General features: G+C 57.7%; 16 protein-coding genes and 1 tRNA gene. 9 read left to right on the forward strand and 8 right to left on the reverse strand.

From position 1 onward, the window contains the following. Nucleotides 1-78 precede the first annotated feature (78 nt). The 3 genes from ACJ77P_RS10035 to ACJ77P_RS10045 form a co-directional block, all read right to left on the reverse strand. Nucleotides 79-1,167 carry a KamA family radical SAM protein gene (locus ACJ77P_RS10035; protein ID WP_367360226.1) on the reverse strand — a complete coding sequence of 363 codons (1,089 nt, stop codon included), beginning with the start codon at nucleotides 1,165-1,167 and terminating at the stop codon, nucleotides 79-81. A gap of 117 nt (nucleotides 1,168-1,284) precedes the next feature. After that, a complete protein-coding gene (locus ACJ77P_RS10040; RefSeq protein ID WP_367360227.1) occupies nucleotides 1,285-2,109 on the reverse strand; it encodes a thiamine pyrophosphate-dependent enzyme in 825 nt (274 codons plus the stop codon). After that, on the reverse strand, nucleotides 2,106-3,752 hold the full coding sequence (locus ACJ77P_RS10045; RefSeq protein ID WP_367360228.1) for a 2-oxoacid:acceptor oxidoreductase subunit alpha: 1,647 nt from the start codon (nucleotides 3,750-3,752) through the stop codon (nucleotides 2,106-2,108). The genes ACJ77P_RS10040 and ACJ77P_RS10045 overlap by 4 nt, the downstream gene beginning before the upstream one ends. Nucleotides 3,753-4,100: 348 nt before the next feature. Here ACJ77P_RS10045 and ACJ77P_RS10050 point away from each other — a divergent pair, with 348 nt between their 5' ends. From ACJ77P_RS10050 to ACJ77P_RS10070, 5 genes are all read left to right on the forward strand, one after another. After that, complete coding sequence (locus tag ACJ77P_RS10050) at nucleotides 4,101-4,691, forward strand: D-glycero-alpha-D-manno-heptose-1,7-bisphosphate 7-phosphatase (protein ID WP_367360229.1); 591 nt, start codon at nucleotides 4,101-4,103, stop codon at nucleotides 4,689-4,691. Continuing rightward, complete coding sequence (gene waaC / locus ACJ77P_RS10055; RefSeq protein WP_367360230.1) at nucleotides 4,688-5,761, forward strand: lipopolysaccharide heptosyltransferase I; 1,074 nt, start codon at nucleotides 4,688-4,690, stop codon at nucleotides 5,759-5,761. Before ACJ77P_RS10050 ends, waaC begins: the two co-directional genes overlap by 4 nt. A 72-nt stretch (nucleotides 5,762-5,833) precedes the next feature. After that, a complete protein-coding gene (locus ACJ77P_RS10060; protein ID WP_367360231.1) occupies nucleotides 5,834-6,040 on the forward strand; it encodes a Trm112 family protein in 207 nt (68 codons plus the stop codon). A gap of 99 nt (nucleotides 6,041-6,139) precedes the next feature. Continuing rightward, a complete protein-coding gene (locus ACJ77P_RS10065) occupies nucleotides 6,140-6,451 on the forward strand; it encodes an IscA/HesB family protein (RefSeq protein WP_367360232.1) in 312 nt (103 codons plus the stop codon). An 84-nt stretch (nucleotides 6,452-6,535) separates the two neighbouring features. Further along, a complete protein-coding gene (locus ACJ77P_RS10070; protein WP_367360233.1) occupies nucleotides 6,536-7,504 on the forward strand; it encodes a lipopolysaccharide assembly protein LapB in 969 nt (322 codons plus the stop codon). Between the two features lie 11 nt (nucleotides 7,505-7,515). Here ACJ77P_RS10070 and ACJ77P_RS10075 read toward each other — a convergent pair whose 3' ends face one another. The 3 genes from ACJ77P_RS10075 to ACJ77P_RS10085 all read right to left on the reverse strand — a co-directional run bounded on the left by ACJ77P_RS10075 (nucleotide 7,516) and on the right by ACJ77P_RS10085 (nucleotide 10,393). Beyond that, a complete protein-coding gene (locus tag ACJ77P_RS10075; protein ID WP_367360234.1) occupies nucleotides 7,516-8,028 on the reverse strand; it encodes a hypothetical protein in 513 nt (170 codons plus the stop codon). A gap of 16 nt (nucleotides 8,029-8,044) precedes the next feature. Then, complete coding sequence (locus ACJ77P_RS10080; protein WP_367360235.1) at nucleotides 8,045-9,217, reverse strand: type IV pilus twitching motility protein PilT; 1,173 nt, start codon at nucleotides 9,215-9,217, stop codon at nucleotides 8,045-8,047. A gap of 93 nt (nucleotides 9,218-9,310) precedes the next feature. Then, nucleotides 9,311-10,393 carry a type IV pilus twitching motility protein PilT gene (locus ACJ77P_RS10085; protein WP_367360236.1) on the reverse strand — a complete coding sequence of 361 codons (1,083 nt, stop codon included), beginning with the start codon at nucleotides 10,391-10,393 and terminating at the stop codon, nucleotides 9,311-9,313. A 367-nt stretch (nucleotides 10,394-10,760) separates the two neighbouring features. Here ACJ77P_RS10085 and ACJ77P_RS10090 point away from each other — a divergent pair. From ACJ77P_RS10090 to ACJ77P_RS10105, 4 genes are all read left to right on the forward strand, one after another. Beyond that, nucleotides 10,761-10,836 (forward strand) — tRNA-Ala (locus ACJ77P_RS10090). A gap of 191 nt (nucleotides 10,837-11,027) precedes the next feature. Then, complete coding sequence (locus ACJ77P_RS10095; protein ID WP_367360237.1) at nucleotides 11,028-11,846, forward strand: hypothetical protein; 819 nt, start codon at nucleotides 11,028-11,030, stop codon at nucleotides 11,844-11,846. A 267-nt stretch (nucleotides 11,847-12,113) separates the two neighbouring features. After that, nucleotides 12,114-14,102, forward strand: coding sequence for an alpha-amylase family glycosyl hydrolase (locus tag ACJ77P_RS10100; protein ID WP_367360315.1), 1,989 nt, complete (start codon nucleotides 12,114-12,116; stop codon nucleotides 14,100-14,102). 154 nt (nucleotides 14,103-14,256) lie between these two features. After that, entirely contained in the window at nucleotides 14,257-14,817 is a 561-nt protein-coding gene (locus ACJ77P_RS10105; RefSeq protein ID WP_408998142.1) for a hypothetical protein, read from the forward strand. Nucleotides 14,818-14,844: 27 nt separating this feature from the next. Here the strand turns inward: ACJ77P_RS10105 and ACJ77P_RS10110 are convergent, their stop codons facing one another. Together ACJ77P_RS10110 and polA are read right to left on the reverse strand one after the other, a co-directional pair. Further along, nucleotides 14,845-15,897: a D-alanyl-D-alanine carboxypeptidase family protein gene (locus ACJ77P_RS10110; RefSeq protein WP_408998143.1), complete on the reverse strand. Its 1,053-nt coding sequence runs from the start codon at nucleotides 15,895-15,897 to the stop codon at nucleotides 14,845-14,847. A gap of 147 nt (nucleotides 15,898-16,044) precedes the next feature. Continuing rightward, entirely contained in the window at nucleotides 16,045-18,774 is a 2,730-nt protein-coding gene (gene polA / locus ACJ77P_RS10115) for a DNA polymerase I (RefSeq protein ID WP_408998144.1), read from the reverse strand. Between the last annotated feature and the right edge of the window lie 127 nt (nucleotides 18,775-18,901).

Here is an 18,901-nt window from a genome sequence, read left to right on the forward strand (position 1 = left end):
CCTCCTCTGGGCTTCAGGGGTGACGTTTCTTAATGCATTTTCAGCGACTTGTCAAAAAAAGATTCTTTCCCGGGACATTCAGGGCAAAAAGGAATCGTTCAGCAGGGAGAAGGTCTGGAGAGGCATTTTACCCTTGCCGCCCGGCACATCCATCACATAGCGGGGCACGCAGAGCCCGGAAGTCGAACGGGAGATCCGCTCCATCATCTCCATCCCCTTCCAGAGGTCCACTCGGAAATGATCCGCCCCCCGGACGGGGTCGCAGGCGAACAGGTAGTAGGGCCGTACGGAAATCCGCTGCAGCCCGTAGAGAAGCTCGCGCATCGTTTCGCAGGTGTCGTTGACGCCCCGCAGCAGAACCGACTGGTTGGACAGGGGAATCCCGGCATCGACAAGACGCCGGCAGGCCAGGGCGGCTTCCTTCGTAAGCTCCCGCGGAGAGTTGAACTGGGTATTGAACCACAGCGGACGGTGCTTTCTGAGCATCCGCACGAGTGACGGCGTAATCCGCATGGGAAGAACCACAGGCACCCGGCTTCCGAGCCTCAGGACCTCAACATGGGGAATGGCGCGCAGCGCCCCGAGGAACGAGTCCAGAACAGCCTCCGGCAGGGTCAGCGGATCGCCTCCCGAGACGATGACTTCGCGGATCCCCGGCGTCGCGGCGACATAATCGATCATGGCGCCAAGCCGGGCTTTCTCCGCCCTTCCCGCCTTCCAGAAGCGCTTGCGGTTGCAGTGGCGGCAGTACATCATGCAGGAGTGGGTCACCATGGCCAGGCAGCGATCGGCGTAACGGTGAATCAAACCCGGCAGAGGCATATCCCTGCCTTCCTCCAGGGGATCTTCCACTCCCCCCAGGGAAAAGGTGAGCTCGCGGGGGTCGGGGATGCACTGAAGGCGGATGGGGTCTCCGGCATCCCGGGGCTTCATCAGGGAGAAGTAATACGGGGTGACGGCGAAGGGATAGGTCCGGATTACGGTGCGCCTCAGCCTGGAAATCTCCGGCGCATCCTTCAATAATTCATCGAGGAGTTTCTCCGTCCGTACCCGGTTTCGTACCTGCCACCGCCAATCCTGCCAGTCCGCTTCATCCACGTCCTGCCAGGGGCCGCGATTGCTTTTTTCATCCGTGGTTGCGATTTTTCTTTCCCCCTTTATCCCCAACTCCATATCAGAGATGGCGTAACGGGGCAAGAGTCGTGGACAGAGGCGCAGGCCGCCTTGCGTCGAGGGGCCGGCAAGGCCTTCCGCGCAGCATCCGTTTTGACAGCGGATCGCGATTCAGGCGGCGCCATGCCACTTCTGCAGAAGGTTCTCCATGTCTCCGGGGGTCACGCTCTTCCGGAAAAGTCGTCCGGCCGTCTCCCGGGGGGACCGGCTCTCATCTTTCAGGAATACCCCGACGGGAATCCGGTCGCCCTGGATTTCAGCGATCTCCAGTGCCTCCCGGCGGTCTTTTCCGGAGGCGTCCAGCCGGTAAACCCGCTGCCGATAGTAGGCGTAGGTGTTGACCTTGTTGAAGGAAACACAGGGCTGAAGAATATCCACGACTGCCGTTCCGCGAAACTGGATGGCTTCCTTCAGAAGGCCCTTGAGGTGCTCCTTCTCCCCGGCAAATCCCCTGGCCACAAAGGGAGCCCCAAGCACGATGGCCAGGGCCAGCGGATTGAGGGGTTCGTTCTCATTGCCCCGTGGATCGAACATGTTCATCCGCCCGAGGTCGGTTGTGGGAGAGCTCTGCCCCTTGGTCAGTCCGTAGACCTGATTGTTGCAGGTCAGCACGGTGAGGTCCAGATTCCTGCGGAGGGAATGGAGGAAATGGTTTCCCCCTTCCCCGTAATTGCAGCCGTCGCCGGAAACAACGATGACCGTCAGTTCCGGCCTTGCCAGCTTGACGCCCACCGCAACGGGCAAAGCGCGGCCATGGAGCCCATTGAAATAATTTCCAGCCAGATACTGGGGCATCTTGGCCGCCTGGCCGATCCCCGAAGTCAGGACGATCTCCCGCGGCGGAATGGCCAGCTCGGCCAGGGCCCCTTCCAGGGCGTCGCGAATGGCAAAATTTCCACAGCCTGGGCACCAGGCTATTTCACCGTGGTCGTTCATTTCACACCTCCGGGAACAAAAAAGCGGGCCGCCACTTCGTCACAAAGTTCCCTGACGGAAAAGCACAGGCCGTTATACTTCAAAATCATGTCGTTGATCTCCAGGGAGAGTTCCCTCTTCAACAGTCCGGCAAACTGCCCTGTGGCATTGTTCTCGATGGCGATGAGGCGTTTTCCGGCCAGTGAAACTCCTTCCAGCATGGCCGGCACCAGGGGATAAACCTGGGAAAAGTGCAAAGCGGCCACAGGATGGCCTTCCGAAGTCAGCCGGTCGGCCGCCTCCTCCACAATCTCCCGGTTCGAACCCCAGCTGATCAGGCAAATGTCCGCATCCCGATCGCCGTACAGGGTCGGCAAAACGGCGTCTTTATCCATCCGGCTCGCCTTCCGCAGGCGTTTATCCACCATCCGGACCCGCAGATCCAGATCTTCCGTAATCTTCCCCGCCTCCGTGTGCTCATCGGAATCCACCCGGACCAGGGCCTCGCCAAGCCCCGGATAGGTCAGGGGAGACAGGCCGTCAGGCGTCAGGGCATAGCGGCGGTAAGAGGCATCAAAAATCTCATACTGCCGTAATGCAACGGAAAGCTCGGGAGAACCTTCCAGCAGCTGAATGGAATCCGCCAGATACTGATCCGTCAGGATAAAAACAGGAATCTGGTACCGGTCGGCCATTTCGAAGCTCCGCTTTGCCAGATCGACGGCCTCCTGAAGGGAACCGGGCGCGTAAACCAGGCGGGGGAACTCCCCATGCCCGGCGGAAAGCACAACATTCAAGTCCCCCTGCTCGGTGCGTGTCGGCAATCCCGTCGAGGGTCCGGGGCGCTGGGCGATGACGATCACGATGGGCGTTTCCGTCATTCCCGCGAGGGAAACGGCCTCCGTCATCAGGGCGAAACCGCCGCCGGATGTCGCCACCATGGACCGAAGCCCAGCATAAGAGGCCCCCAGTGCCATGTTGATCGCCGCGATCTCATCCTCGGCCTGCTCGAAATGCACCGGCAGCTCAAGGGCCGCCTTCGCAACATAGAGCATCAGGGAGGTGGCCGGCGTCATGGGATACGCCGCCATGAACTGGCACCCGCCCAGAAGCGAGCCGAATCCGATGGCGGAATTTCCGTCAAAGGTATAGGGGCTTTCCGCCCTAGGCTGAAGGACAAAGCGGTCGGCCATGTCCCACTCCTCCGCCAGGGCCATTCCCGCCAGCAGGGCCGCCGGCTGGTCCTCTTCCCTGGCTGCTGCTTCCAGCGCATCGGACCGGACCCCGATGATCCGCAGAAGCACCCCCACCAGGAGGGGATTGCTCATGACAACATTGGAAAACCCATCCTTCGCCCTCTTCTCGATCTCGGCGATTTCCGCGGGAGAGAGACAGAGCCCCCGGGCGCTCAGATCCGCCTTGCACCTCCGCTGTGTTTCCTCATCCAGGGAAACCAGGACATCCCAGGATTCTCCGCTCAGGGCGTGAACAGGGCGTTCCGCGATTCGGAAAAGGTGATCGTTGTGCCCTCCGCGGATCCTGGACATATAAAACTTGGTCGCAAAAAAGAAGTAGCCGAGCCGGAAGAGGAGCGCCGCCAGTTCCCTTTCGATGGAAGCCAGCCCCTGTCCGGCCTGACCGCCGATTAAGATCGTGCATTCCATGACCGCCTCCTTAAAAACGTCGAAAAATTTCTTCCCTTCCTCATCCCCTACGAACATCGACCGGGAATTGAATGATGAGCGGTTTCCGCCCCCCTGGGAACCGTTGGAATCGGGCAACGTTGTCGAATTCAGTCTGGGGATAAAGAAGAACTATTCACCAAACAGAGGGTGTAAGACCTTAACATTTATGGCCGCACCTTGTACAGAAGCAACTTGTCCGAGAAATCAGAAATTTTTTGACAGCTTTGAAATTGCTTTTCCCCGCAGTTGGAATTATATTGCGCTCATCATCAACAGGCCGTTCAACGCAACCGACGAACAGGCGGACCGAAGAACGGAGGTAAGGAAATGAAGAAATATCCCGCCGTCTTTCTGGATCGAGACGGTACGCTGATTGAAGAGGTCGGATATCTCGACCGCCTGGACAGGCTCAAGCTTTTTCCGGACAGCGCCAGGGCGGTGCGCCTGATCAACATGAGCGGCATGAAGGCCGTCGTCGCCACCAACCAGTCCGGCATTGCGCGAGGTTATTTTACGGAAGCCGTTGTGGAGATGCTGCACGTCCACCTGCAGAAGCTGCTCTTGGCGCAGGGGGCGCAGATCGACCGCTTCTACTACTGCCCCCATCATCCCACCGAAGGGCTCGGCTTGTACCGGAAGGTCTGCCCCTGCCGCAAACCGGAACCCGGCATGCTGCGGCAGGCGGCGGAAGAGATGAATCTCGATCTTTCCCGGTCCTATCTGATCGGCGACATGCCCACCGACATCGAAGCGGCTTCAAGGGCGGGAATCAAATCGGTCCTCGTTCGGGGCGGTTGCCTCCCCGGGCATACGCCGGATCTCCCGCATGAAGAATGGGAAGGCCGGGCCTGGCCGGACAGGATCGCCGCCAGTCTCCTCGACGCCGTTCGCTGGATTATTCAGGACCTCGAACCGTGAAGATCCTGATCGTCAAATTAAGCGCGGTGGGCGACGTCATCCACACCCTCCCTTCCCTGGCCGCCCTCCGGCGCCGCTTCCCCCGGGCCCACATATCCTGGGTCGTCGAAGAGGCCGCATCCGATCTGCTCAGAAATCATCCCTGCCTCGATGAACTCATCATCTCAGGCAGGAAGCGCTGGATCAAAGAGCTGAAGGAGGGGAAATATTCCAAAGTCCTGAAGGAGGCGGGGCGCTTTATTTCCGACCTTCGCAGCCGGCGGTACGATCTGGTCATTGATTTTCACGGCCTCTTCAAAAGCGCCGTTCTGGCATGGCTGAGCGGCGCTTCCCGAAGGCTCGGCTACGACAGCATGCAGGAGCTGAGTGGTCTTTTTTATACGGAAAAAATTCCCGAAGACCTGAGCCGCCATGCCGTAGACCGCTACCTGGATTTTCCGCGGCACCTGGGCGCCGATGTGAAGCAGCCGGAATTTTTCCTCGATATATCGGCCCCCCAGCATCGGCACATCGATCACCTCTTCGAGGAATTCCATCTCAGCGGCCAGGAAAATCTCGTCGCCATCAACACCGTGGCGCTCTGGGACACCAAGCTCTGGGACGACGAAAAATTCGCCCGCCTGGGAGATCGGATTTCCCGGGAATTGAAGGCGGCGGTCGTCTTCACGGGCAGCGATCCGGCCCCCATGGAGAACATTCTTTCTCGGATGACCGCGCCTGCGTTCAATTTCGGCGGGCGAACGTCTCTGCGCGAATTGGCCCATCTTTACCAGCGCGCCCGGCTGCTGATCACCACGGATTCCGGCCCCATGCATCTGGCGGCGGCGGTGGGAACACCGGTTGTCGCCCTTTTCGGACCGACCGATCCCGCCCGGACGGGGCCCTATGGGAAAGGGCACCGGGTCCTGCGCAAAGGCCTGGAATGCAGCCCCTGCCTCCGGAAATCCTGCAAAACGCGGATCTGTATGCACAACATTTCCGTGGACGAGGTCTTCGACGCCGTGAAGGGCGTCCTGGAGTCTCCTGCGGCCCGGAGGTGCATTCCCCTGCCGGATCCCGACTCGCCATGAGCGGCAGGAAGCGGACCGGTCGAAATCACCCGCCTATAAAAGGCAATACAGAAAGAGGAAAAGGAGAAGAGCATGATCGGGAAAAAGCTGCGGGACATTCTGGTCTGCCCGCGATGCAGGGGGAAATTCGATCCGGAAGAGAATGAGGACGGGCTGACCTGCTCAGCCTGCGGGCTTCTTTATGAAATTCGGGACCAGATACCGATCCTGCTGATCAGCGAGGCGAGAAAACTGGACAGGAATGAACTTCGAGAAGCGGAACCGTCCCCTCCCCGATGACAGAAATTCATTGACAAAATTCCAGGAATCATTCAGTATTCCGCATATTAAATTCAAAAGAAGAGGCAGATGCCACCATCTCTGCCGAAGGAGAAAAGAATGTTTCAAGTTTCGGAAAAAGCTGGAGAGAAGATCCATGAGTTCTTAAAAACCCTGGAGGAGGTCCACCCGATCAGGCTGACGCTGACGGAGGGCGGCTGATCCGGTCCCTCACTGGGAATGGCTCTGGATGAGCCTCGAGACGGCGACGAACAATTTCAGGAAAGGGGAATCACGTTCCTGATTACCACGGACCTGTTTGAACAGATTAAACCCGTTTATGTCGATTTTATCGAAGATGAACGAGGATCCGGCTTTCAGGTGACCTCATCACTGGCACCCGGCGACTGCTGCGGATCCTGCAGTTGCTGAAATAGACGCGTAATCCCGGAAGGGGGCTGCACGGCGGTCGAGCGGTCCTCTTCCGGGGAAAAAGCGATGGCATCATGTTGAAGTATGTCCAGTAAACCCGATTCCGAAAAGGAAATCCTGTTAACATCGGCGGAACAGATGATGGAAGCCGGGCGGTATGCTGAAGCGGCCGTGCTCTACGGCCGGCTTGTCGAGCAGTATCCCGGCGAAGAATCCTTCCTCCTGGCTCAGGCATGGGCCTTTCACGACAGCGGCTCCCGCGAAGAGGCCATCTGCTGTTTTGAAACGCTTTTTGCCGCGGAATTGAAGCTCAAAGTCTTCACCGGATTCGCCTTTGACGAACTGGTTCGGCTCTACCGCGATGGGCGGCAGTATGACCGTCTTGTAGCGATCTGCCGCCAGGCGGTTGAAGCGCAGCCGGATGAATACCCCCTTCTCAGGGAGTTGGGCAATGCGTTTCTGGTGGCAGGGATGACTTCTGAAGCGGTGGAGGTCTTCGAAAAGATCACCCGTTTGGAGCCGGACGCCCCGGAACTTTTCTGTCTTTATGGCGACGCCCTTGTCGCCGATGGAAAATACGATGCCGCTGAAGCGGCCTATGGGGAGGCTGTCGCCCTGGATCCGGAAGCAGCGGCCCATTTCTATCAGCGCCTGGCCAATGCCCTTGCGGAATCCGGAGCCTTGGACCGGGCGGAAATCCTGCTGAGCCGAAGCCTGGCAACCTGCCCCGGCGATCCCCTCTGCCTGATCCGCCTGGCGGAAGTCCAGGTGAAGCAGCAGCACCTTTTCGAAGCCAGGCACAGCGTGGAAGCCGCCGTTGCCTGTAACCCCAGATTTGGTGCAAGCTATTACAACCGCCTGGCACGCGCCTTGGCCGACGCAGGCTGCCATTTTGACGCCGTGGAAATGTTCGACCGCGCCATCGCCCTGGAAGAGAACAATGCCTTTTTTTACCTTTACCAGGCCGAATCCTACGAAAAGCTCAATCTCCCCGAGCAGGCGGAAGAAGCCCGCCGCAAAGCCAAGGGTCTTTCAGCCGGCAACAGAGCCTGATCCTGCCCGCCTCAGATCCGCCCCATGTTCCTCAAGGTCTCCATGAAGGTGTGGTAAAAGACCTTGTTCTCCTGCACCCCGTGTTTGACGATGGCCGCAAGCTCATTGAGATCCCCGGTATGAACAACGAGATTCACACTCCTGTGGAAGGCCGCCATATTGTCCATGGTGCGGAAAGAGTCGCCAACGAGAACGACAAACATTTTCCTCCGAATGGACATGTCCAGCAATTCCAGGGCCTTCAGAAGGTTCTCGCCCCCCTTCTGCCCGTCAAAATCATCATGAAGAATCAGCACATCGAAAATGTGAAAGCGCATCTTCTGAAGAGCGTCCTCCGCGGACTCCGCCACGTTCACAGCATAGTCCAGGCGTTTAAGAGCCGTGCTGATGTTCTCTATCGCGCCGGAATCGCTCTCGCAAACCAGCGCCGTCTCCCCCTGCTCAACCAGAAAGTCAAAGAGCCGCTCCGAAGCGTCATACGAACCGGCTGCATTCTCAATCAAAGGATTTTTGCCTTCCTCCATAGGTTACCGCCTCCCTCTAAAATCTTCTCATCTTTCCATAGCCGGTATCGACCTCCAGCTTGCCAAGGCTTGTTGTCGCCTCACCCTTGGCGCTCTTGACCGAATCGATTCCCCGGCCCACGACTCCCCTGTTGGAGGCATAAATCTTCGCCGTTTCTTCACTGATGAGGCCTCGTGCATACAATTCCACGATATACTCATCAAAGGTGATCATCCCGAAGGCTTTGCCGGCGGTAATGATTTCGTAAAAGGTCTTGCCCTCCGATTCCCCGTTGAGGATCGTATCTTTCACGCGCAGGTTGCTGGCCATCACTTCAAAGGCCGCCACCCGCCCTCCCCCTTCCTTGGGGAGCAGCCGCTGACAGACGATCCAGCGGACCGTGTCGGCCAGACGGATGCGGATCTGGCGCTCCTCCTCGCGCGGGAACATTCCGAGAATGCGGTTGATGGTCTGCCCGGCATCGACCGTATGAAGGGTGCTCGCAACCAGATGCCCCGTTTCCGCCGCGGCCAGGGCGATTTCCACCGTCTCCCTGTCTCTCATTTCCCCGACCAGGATCACCTTGGGCGCCTGGCGCAGAGCGGCACGAAGCCCATTGGCAAAGGTGTCGAAATCGATCCCCATTTCCCGTTGATTGAAGGTCGACTTCTTGTGAGGATGGACGAATTCCACAGGATCCTCCAGGGTCACCACATGGACGGATTTCAACTCGTTGATCGCGTTGAGCATCGCGGCCAGGGAGGTGGATTTTCCGCTTCCCGTGGCTCCGGTGACGAGAATGATGCCGTTGATCTCCTGGGCCATTTTTTCGAAGGCCTCCGGCAGATTCATATCCACAATCGTCGGGATGGTGGTTTCCAGCTTTCGCAGGACAATGGAATAGTTTCCCCGCTGGGAGAAGATATTGACACGGAAACGGGCCTTTCCCTGCAGTTCATAGGAAGAGTCGCAGGACCCCGAGGCAATGAGGTTTTCCGTCAGGCGGCGGTCTCCGCCGATGAGATTCAGGGCGAGCATCTCCGTCTGAAAGGGCGTCAAGCGTTCAAAAGGAGGGTCAAAGTCCACGGAGGTCAGTTGCCCGGAACTTTCAACCTGAAAGGGCTTACCCACGGTAAAATTGAGATCGGACACATGGTCGAATTTATCGAGCATCTCCGTTAAAATATAATCGAGTTCCTGCCTTCGCATGTTCTGGCTCCTCAGAAATAGATCACTGGGGGCAGGCCTTTTCCCCCTCCACACTCTTCGCGACGATCCGCTGCCTGGTTGCAGCTGCCGGGATTACACTTCCGTGAAATCAGCCGGCGGGCTTTTCAACAGAGCCCGGAATTTTGCCTTGTCGTTGCACTTCATGTAGGCCTCGTCGGCGCTGATCCAGCCCTTATTGAACAGCTCCATGATGGCGTCATCCAGAAGCTGCATCCCGTACTTTTTCCCCGTCTGAATCATGGAGGGGATCTGGAACGTCTTGGACTCGCGGATCAGGTTGCGTACCGCCGCATTGGCAATAAGGATTTCCAGGGCGGCGCAGCGCCCTTTCTTGTCGATTCTTTTGAACAGAACCTGGGCAATGATGGCCCGCAGACCATCTGCCAGGGTGGAGCGGATCTGGGCCTGTTCGCTCGAGGGAAACACCTCGATGACCCGGTCAACCGTCTTGGCCGCGCTTGTGGTGTGGAGTGTCCCGAAGACGAGGTGGCCTGTGGAGGCGGCCTCCACGGCCAGCGAGATGGTTTCCAGATCCCGCATTTCGCCCACCAGGATGATGTCCGGGTCTTCACGGAGGGCGCCTCTGAGAGCCGCCGAAAAACTCTGCGTGTGGATGCCCACTTCCCGGTGATTGACGATGCAGCTCTGGCTCTGATGGACAAATTCGATAGGATCTTCGACCGTGATGATGTGATCCTTGCGGATGCGGTTTGCTTCATTGACGATGGCCGCCAGGGTCGTCGACTTTCCGCTGCCGGTGGGTCCGGTCACGAGGACCAGCCCCCGGGGGAGCGAGGCCAGCTTGGAAATGACAGGTGGAAGTCCCAGCTGCTCGCAGGTCAGGATCTCGCTGGGAATCTCCCGGAACACAGCCCCCACGCCGAACTTCTGCTCGAAAAAATTGGCACGGTAGCGGGCCAATCCAGGAATTTCATAGGCAAAATCCACATCGCCCGTTTCCTCGAACTGCTTGACCTTGTGTTCCGGGGTGATTTCATAGAGCATGGCCTTCAGTTCATCATTATCCAGGGTGTTATACTTGACCCGCTCCAGTTCGCCACGTAGCCGAATGGCAGGCTGCTGCCCGGAAATGAGGTGAAGGTCCGATGCGCCCTGTTCATGCATCAATTGAAAAAAAGCATCGATTTTTGCCATAAGTGTTCACCTTGCTGAGTTTGATGGATTCTGACCCGTGAAACGGTCATACGGAATGCACTTTATGCAAAAAAGGTGACACCCCTTTGCATGGATCGGAAGATCCCCCTGGTCCATAGCCTTCCGCCCGGAAAACCTGGAACAGGATCCTTCCCCTGTTCAGGAGATCCTGTTATATCCGCCGGTCGATGATCGAAACAAAAAGCCGGTCGGCAAGAACGCTCCGGCAAATTCAAAAAGATGGCCCGGATAGGCAGGATGCCGTCGTCGGTCGGGAATCTTTCACGGTGAACAATTACTTGACAGAGGAGGAATGTTCATATTATAAGGCATCGTTCTTTCGCTGGTAAGTATTCCGTTTCCGGATGGGGATGTAGCTCAGCTGGGAGAGCGCGGCGTTCGCAATGCCGAGGCCAGGGGTTCGATCCCCCTCATCTCCACCAGATCATCGGTTCTGGAAGTCCGCAGATATAAAAAACCCGTTAGAAATGACGGGTTTTTTATTGCCGTTTGAAACGCGTTGGTTGTTTCCTGCATGCGGATGCTTCGAACGGGCCTTTTGACCCTGGAAGCCATGGCCCCTCAGAGATGGGGATCGCCTTCAGCTAACAGGAAATCGTCGGGAGTCAAAAAAATGAATTTCCGGATCAGAGTTTTGGTCTCGTTGCTTCTGATGTTCGGACTCTGGGGTTGCCTGAACGTGGAAACGACGGTCCGGGTCAGAGCTGACGGCAGCGGGACCCTTGAATCGAGAGTCCTGATGAACCAGCAGGCCAGCCAACTGATGCAGGGCGGGACGAAGGGAGGCAGCCGTCCACTGGACCTCCTGGATGAGGAAAAACTCAGGAGAAACGCGGAAAAGATGGGAATGGGCGTGCGGTTTGTTTCAGCGGAACGGATCACCTCCCAGCAGGGAAACGGGTACCGCGCCCTGTATGCCTTTGAGGACATCAACAATCTGAAAATTCTCCAGAATCCCGATGAACCGACGGTTTCGGGCCCCGGGGCCATAGAAGGCCCTCTTCCGGAGAAGATCTCCTTCTCCTTTCAAAAGGGCAGCCCTTCAACCCTGACGATCCGGATACCCAAACCGCAGGAAAAGCCGAACTCCACAAAGAGTCAAACAGCCAGCGAAAAACCGACGGGTGACCCGGAACAACAGGACATAACGAAAGAGTCGGTTGAAGTGTTCAAATCCCTGTTTCATGGATTGAGAATGGTGTTTGCCGTGGAAGTCGAGGGCTCCGTGCTCGCCACAAATGCAACCCATCGGGAGGGCTCCCGGATTACGCTGATGGAGATGGATTTTGACCAGTTAACCTCCAATACAGACCTGTTCCGGAACATTGTGAAGGCCGACAGGAAAAACCCGAAAGAGCTAACGGAGATGCTCCGCACTTTTCCCGGCATCACGGCAGAGACGCAGGAAACGGTCACCGTCGAGTTCCGGTAACCAGCCGGCTTATGGCCGGCTCCACGTATCCGCACTCAAGAGTGCTGCAGGAATCCGGGTTCTGACGGGCTTGGCCCGCGGCTTCCCCGGGAACCTGAGGGCGCAAAAGGGGAAGCCGGCCTGAATGCCGCGAAGTCTCAGAGCATTCCGGCGGCGGCAGAGACGCCCATTTTCTTTGTCCTTGACAGCCCCAGTCCCTTCCTCTATCTTAAACTGAACGCGTTTTCTTTCATTTCCATTCCAACCAGGAACTCACCCATGTCACTGATGAACGATCCCTACTTGTCCCCGTATCTTCCCGCAATCCGGCGCCGGCTGGAACAAATCCGCACGATGGAGCAGCGCCTTACCGAAGGGCGGATCCGTCTGGCCGATTTTGCCTCGGGTCATGAGTATTACGGCCTGCACCGCGAGGGAGACGACTGGATCTTCCGCGAATGGGCTCCCAATGCCACCGCACTTTTCCTGATCGGCGACTTCAACGAATGGCGCGAACGACAGGAGTTTTCTCTTCAGAGAATCGGGGAGAGGGGGGACTGGGAAGTACGCCTTTCCAACCGGATGCTTCGCTCAGGCCAGCTTTACAAACTCCTGGTCCGCTGGCCGGGCGGCGAAGGCGAGCGGATTCCCGCCTATGCGCGCCGGGCTGTCCAGGACGACTATACGAAGCTTTTCACCGCACAGGTTTGGGAGCCGGAACATCCCTACCCCTGGCGCCATCCCCTCTTCCGCCGGCCGGCGGAGGCCCCCCGGATCTACGAAGCCCATATCGGCATGTCCCAGGAGGAGGAGAAGGTCGGAACCTACGCGGAATTCCGGGAACGGGTTCTGCCCCGCGTGGCTGACGCCGGCTACAACACCCTTCAGCTCATGGCCATCCAGGAGCATCCTTACTATGGCTCCCTGGGCTATCACGTATCCAGTTTTTTCGCCGCATCATCCCGTTTCGGCACGCCGGAGGAGCTCAAGGAGCTAGTGGATGCCGCCCATGAGATGGGGATAGCGGTCATTATGGATCTCATCCATTCTCATGCCGCCAGGAACGAAGAGGAAGGAATCAGCCGCTTCGACGGGACTCTCTACCAGTATTTCCATGAAGGCCCGCGGGGGGATCATGCCGCCTGGGACTCCCGCTGCTTTGACTACGGGAAACCGGAAGTCGTTCACTTTCTTCTCTCGAACTGCCGCTTCTGGCTCGATGAGTATCACTTCGACGGATTCCGCTTCGACGGTGTGACCAGCATGCTTTACCTGGATCATGGACTGGGAAAAGCCTTTTGCGGATACGAGGATTATTTCAATGCGAATGTGGATGAGGATGCCTTGACCTATCTCGCTCTAGCCAACAGGGTAATCCATATTGTGCGGCCCGATGCCATCACCATTGCAGAGGATGTGAGTGGGATGCCCGGCCTGGCAACCCCTCCGGAGGAGGGCGGTTTCGGCTTCGATTACCGCCTCGCCATGGGAGTTCCCGACTACTGGATCAGGCTTTTGAAGGAAATCCCGGACGAACACTGGCCCATGGGTCACCTGTACCACGAACTCACCAATCGGCGGGCTGACGAAAAAACGATCAACTATGCGGAATCCCACGACCAGGCCATTGTGGGGGACAAAACGATCATCTTCCGCCTCATCGACGCGGGCATGTACACCCACATGAACGTTTTTGAACCCAATCTCCTGGTAGACCGGGGAATTGCCCTTCACAAGATGATCCGCCTGATCACACTGGCCACCGCAGGCAATGGCTACCTGAACTTCATGGGCAACGAATTCGGTCACCCCGAATGGATCGATTTCCCCCGTGAGGGAAACAACTGGTCTTACCATTATGCACGCCGCCAGTGGCACCTCAGGGACGACGCCAACCTTCGTTACCGCTTCCTTGCGGAGTTCGACAAGGCCATGATGCACCTTGCGGACCAGCATGACCTTCTGAATTCCCCGGGACCGCACCTGATCCTGGAAAACCAGGAGCACCTGCTTCTCGGTTTCCACCGGGCAGGGCTGGTCTTCCTCTTCTGTTTTCATCCCCATCAATCCTTCACTTCTTATCCGGTTGACCTGCTGCCCGGGAAGTACCGGCTCATCCTCGACAGCGATGCACCTGAATTCGGCGGCCACGGCCGGCTTGAGCCCGGCCAGGTTTACTTCACCACCTCCCGGCCCCAGCCCGGGGGGCCGACAGGGCATTATGCCAGCCTCTATCTTCCGACTCGATCGGCCCTGGTTTTGCGGCGGATGGATTAAATGGTCTGAAGCGGATTGGGAGTTGAAAGGAAGGGTTGGAAGATAAAAAAATGGTGGATGGAAAAGGAGGGAGCCAAAAACCATCCACCATTATGGACACTGAAAGGAATCATCTTGTAAGATCCGCTCTCAGATCACGAGACGAGAGCAGTGGGTGGGAAAGGAGGGGAGGAAACAACCACCCACCGCTCTATTGAAATGGTCAAACGAGAAACACTTACTTCCGCTACTTCGAGAGGAAAAAGTCCATCAAATCGCTTTTCTGGTTTTCCCCTATCTCTTTATCCTCGGAAAGATCACTTTCCGAAAGAAAAAACTCGTACTCATTTGCGACAGCGGCCTGATTCGAGTCACCGGACAGCTTCTTCCGCTGTTCTTCACCGGGCGATTTTTCTTTTGTGCACTCCTGACTCATGGAACAACAACCAACCGCCTGTCCTACTCCGCGTTAACCGGACACAGTTTCAGAAGCGAGAACCCCTTGGTCGTTCACCGTTCTCTACAACATTTCACGCTTGACCATAACTATTGCAAGAGCAATACCAAGTTCAATTCCATCTTTCTCTCCAGATCGCCATCCAGAAAGCCCGAGAAATTTACATATATTATCAATGATTTACATTTATCTGCGGAATGGATGGATTGGATGAATACCGGGAAGGAGTACGTACTACGCTATTCGGGCAGGACAAAAAGTGCGATATCTGCCTTTTAAAGGCAAAGCGGCAGGGCGATATTCAATTTATACGTGTATATTGAAGTAGTTACGGTGCGTGCACATATCGCACGGATAGCGTGCTTTTATCGCACGCTCGGGGACTTTCTCTAACCGCGGCTGTGCGAAAAACGCCCTTTCTGCGGCTGTTGTATGGCCGCCACTGTCCGCCGAAAGCATCTGAAATCCGATGTCCAGAAGTTTCCGGCATTCCCGCACCCGGATTTCCGGATTTCTCGCCCCCATCACGACGGCAATGAGGCGGGTGTTGCCCCGGCGGGCCGTTACAATGAGATGATACCCCGCCGCCCGGACGAAACCGCTTTTCAGCCCGTCCACACCGGGATATTTTTGCAGAAGGGCGTTACAGTTGTGCTGGGTGATGTTCTTGTAACGATAAAACCGCATGGAATGAAGGGCCAGGGAGCCCGGGAAACGGTGGAGATAAGCATTGGCCAGGATCAGCATGTCCCGCGCCGTGGTGTATTGCCCTTCCGCCGGCAGACCGTTTGGGTTCCGGAAGGCGCTGCTCTTCATCCCGAGCTCGGCGGCCTTATGGTTCATTCGCTCGACAAAGCGGTCGACATTTCCGGCGACATGCTCCGCCACCGCCACGGAGGCGTCATTGGCGGATATGACCGTCATCCCCTTGATCAGGACTTCCAGAGGGACCCTTTCCCCCGCTTCAACATACATTCTCGACCCGTCCGCCTGCCGGGCGGCGGAACTGATCAACACAGGATCCATCCAGCAGACCTTTCCCTTGCCCATTGCCTCGTAGGTCAGAAAAAGAGACAGCACCTTGGTCAGGGACGCGGGCTGCAGGGGTTTGTCCGCATTCTCCTCATAAAGGATCCGTCCGTTGTTCATATTCATCAGGATGGCGGACTGGATTTCGGGGGCGCTGCTCTTGCGGCTGTTCCTTTTATCCTGAACCTTTCCAGGCGACTTCTTTGCCTTTTTGAGAGCCGTTTTGGCGGCGGGAGCCTTCTTTTTCTCCTCGTTGCGGGCCATCGATTCCGCGGGATAAAAGAAAATCATCATCAGCAAAAGGGAAAGCAAAACGGAAAACTTCTTCATCCTTCAGGTACTCCTGTTTCTCTGTTTATCAGCTTCGTCTCAGCGTACCGGGCCATCCGCCACGCCTGCGGCCTCTTCCTGCCCCCATGACGCCGGAATCTTCATCGGCGGCTCGAAGGGCCGGCCGCCCGGCCTGTTCCACTCTGATCACATCGCATTTTCCGGCTGGTCGGGACGCTGCACGAGAGACTGATCCCAGTTTCGTCCGACGGTAATGTCCACCTTCAGAGGCACCTTCAGCAGAAAAACCCCTTCCATCTCCTGCCGGACCAGATCCACCAGCAGATCCTTCTCTTCCCGGGGCACCTCAAAAACCAGCTCATCGTGAACCTGCATGGTCATTGCCGACCTCATCCCCCCTTCCCGGAGGCGGGCGGCGATCTTCAGCATGGCCATTTTGATCAGATCAGCAGCCGTGCCCTGGATCGGGGCGTTGATAGCCATCCGTTCGGTCAGCTGCCGCACAGCGGCATTGCTGCTGTCGATCTCCGGAAGATAGCGGCGGCGGCTCAGCAGAGTCGTCACATACCCCCGTTCCCTGGCCGACGCGAGAATTCTGTCGAGATAATTCCTGACACCGGTGTATCTGTTGAAATAACCGTCAATGTAAAGCTGGGCCTGTCTCTGGGAAACGCCCAGCTCTTTCGACAGGCCGAAGGCGCTCATCCCGTAGAGCACGCCGAAGTTGATGACTTTGGCCTGCCGGCGCATTTCCGCGTTGATCATTTCCGGAAAGACGCCGAAGACCTCCGCGGCCGTCCGGCTGTGGATGTCTTCACCGGCGATAAAGGCGTCGATCAGGACGGGGTCTTCGGACAGGTGGGCCAGCACGCGCAACTCAATCTGGGAATAATCGGAGGAGACGATATAGCAGCCCGGCGGTGCAATAAAGGCCTGGCGGATGCGCTTTCCCTCCAGGGTGCGGACCGGGATGTTCTGGAGGTTGGGATTGCTGCTGGAGAGCCGCCCCGTTGCGGCGACCGCCTGGTTATAGGAGGTGTGGATCCTGCCTGTCCTCGGATTGACCAGCAGAGGCAGGGCATCGATGTAGGTGGATTTCAGTTTGGTCATGCTCCGGTAGGAAAGGATCTCAGCGGGCAGTTCATGGTTCAGGGCCAGGTTGCTCAGCACATCGACATCGGTGGAATAGCCTCCCTTGGTCTTTCTGCCCCTGGGGAGGCCGAGTTTGTCGAACAGGATCACCTGCAGCTGCTTGGGGGATGCGATGTTGAATCTTTCCCCGGCCAGGGCGTATATCTTTCCCTCCGACAGGGCCAGGAGAGATTCCAGTTCCTGAGACATTTTGTTCAGCAGCTCCAGATCGAGGAGAACGCCCTTTTCCTCCATGGCGGCCAGCACCGGCACGAGGGGCATCTCCACCGACTCGAAGAGCTGCCGCATCCCCGCTTCCTCCAGTTTTGCCGTCAGCCGGGACGCAAGATCCCGAACGGCCTCCGCCCTGCGGCAGGCAAACTCCGCGAGGCTCTCCACCCGAAGGGAAGCAGGGGACAGCGCCTGGGATCCGCTGCCGGTCAGGTTCCGCAGGGAGTCAATCCGGCGCTGCAGATGGTCCTGTGCGACCTCGGAAAGCTCGAAGCCCCGCCGCGCCGGGTTGAGGATGTAAGCCGCCACCATCGTGTCCAGGAGAGGGCCCGTCACCTCCATTCCTTTCAGGGACAGAACGATCAGGGCCGTTTTGATGTCGTGACCCGCCAGAGTCACGTTCCGATCGGCCAGAAACGGGGAAAGAACAGACCATACCCGCGCCTCCCGGGACTCGCGGGATTCCTCCTCTCCGGGAATCGCCAGCGGGAGATAACCCGCTTCTCCGGAGGCGCGCCCCAGGGCCATTCCGATCAATTCAGCCCGCATCGGTTCCAGATGGGACAGCACCATCTCCAGCGCCAGCATACCGCCCTCTTTCAGGGGCGACAGGAAAGCGCCCAGGGCCTCGGGGGTCTGCAGAACAGGGTATGCCCTTTCCCCGGGGTCCTCATGGACGCTGAATTGCTCAAGCAGGGAGGAGAATTCCATCTCCCGGAACAGGCGGGTCAGGGCCTCCCGGTCCGGTTTCCGGAGACGGGCCTCTTCCAGGTCGAAGTTCAGCGGCACATCGGTGCGGATGCGGGCCAAATCCCGGCTCAGCAGGGCCTGATCGGTGTACGCCCGGATGCTTTCCCGAAGTTTGGCGTTGTGCAAGCGATCCGCATTCCGGATGACCTCTTCAATGCTCCCGTAATCTTCTATGAGCCGCCGGGCGCCTTTCGGCCCGATTCCCGGCACGCCGGGGATGTTGTCCGAGAGGTCTCCCATCAGCCCCAGGATTTCGGGAACCTTCTCCGGCTCCACCCCGAAACGCTCCCTGACCGCGGTTTCGTCATACGTCCGATCGGTCATGGTGTCGATCATCGTTACTTCGGGAGAAATCAATTGCATCATGTCCTTGTCGCCCGAAATGATGACGACCTTCCGTCCCTCTCCGGCAAAGCGGCGGGCCAGGGTTCCGATCAGGTCATCCGCTTCGATTCCCTGCTGCTCCAGGATGGGGATGCAAAAACCGCGGATCATCTCCTTGACGGAAGGGATCTGGGCAATCAGGGCCTCGGGAGTCGGTTTCCGGGTCGCCTTGTACTGGTCGTAGGTCTCGTGGCGGAAGGTCGGACCCTGGAGATCGAAGATCACGATAATGTAAGGCGGAGCATGCTCCCTCAGGAGCTTGATGAGCATATTGGTGAATCCGTAAACGGCGTTGGTCGGAAAGCCGCGGGAATTGGAAAGCTCCCGGATCGCATAGAAAGACCGGTAGAGATAGTTGCTGCCGTCGATCAGATAGATGGCGTCACTTCCCTTGTTTTTCCCGTTTTTCCCTGTCGGCATAAGAATCCTGACTGTTCAGCCCTGCTGAGTTTTCGTCTTCCATACCATAGAAACCCCTCCTAATCCACCCCTAGCCGCGCTCTCGCAAGGCAGGGCTTTCGGTCCGGGTTCCTTGCATTTCAGCCCC

It is taken from the genome of Syntrophus buswellii (assembly GCF_046097065.1).
GTDB lineage: Bacteria > Desulfobacterota > Syntrophia > Syntrophales > Syntrophaceae > Syntrophus > Syntrophus buswellii.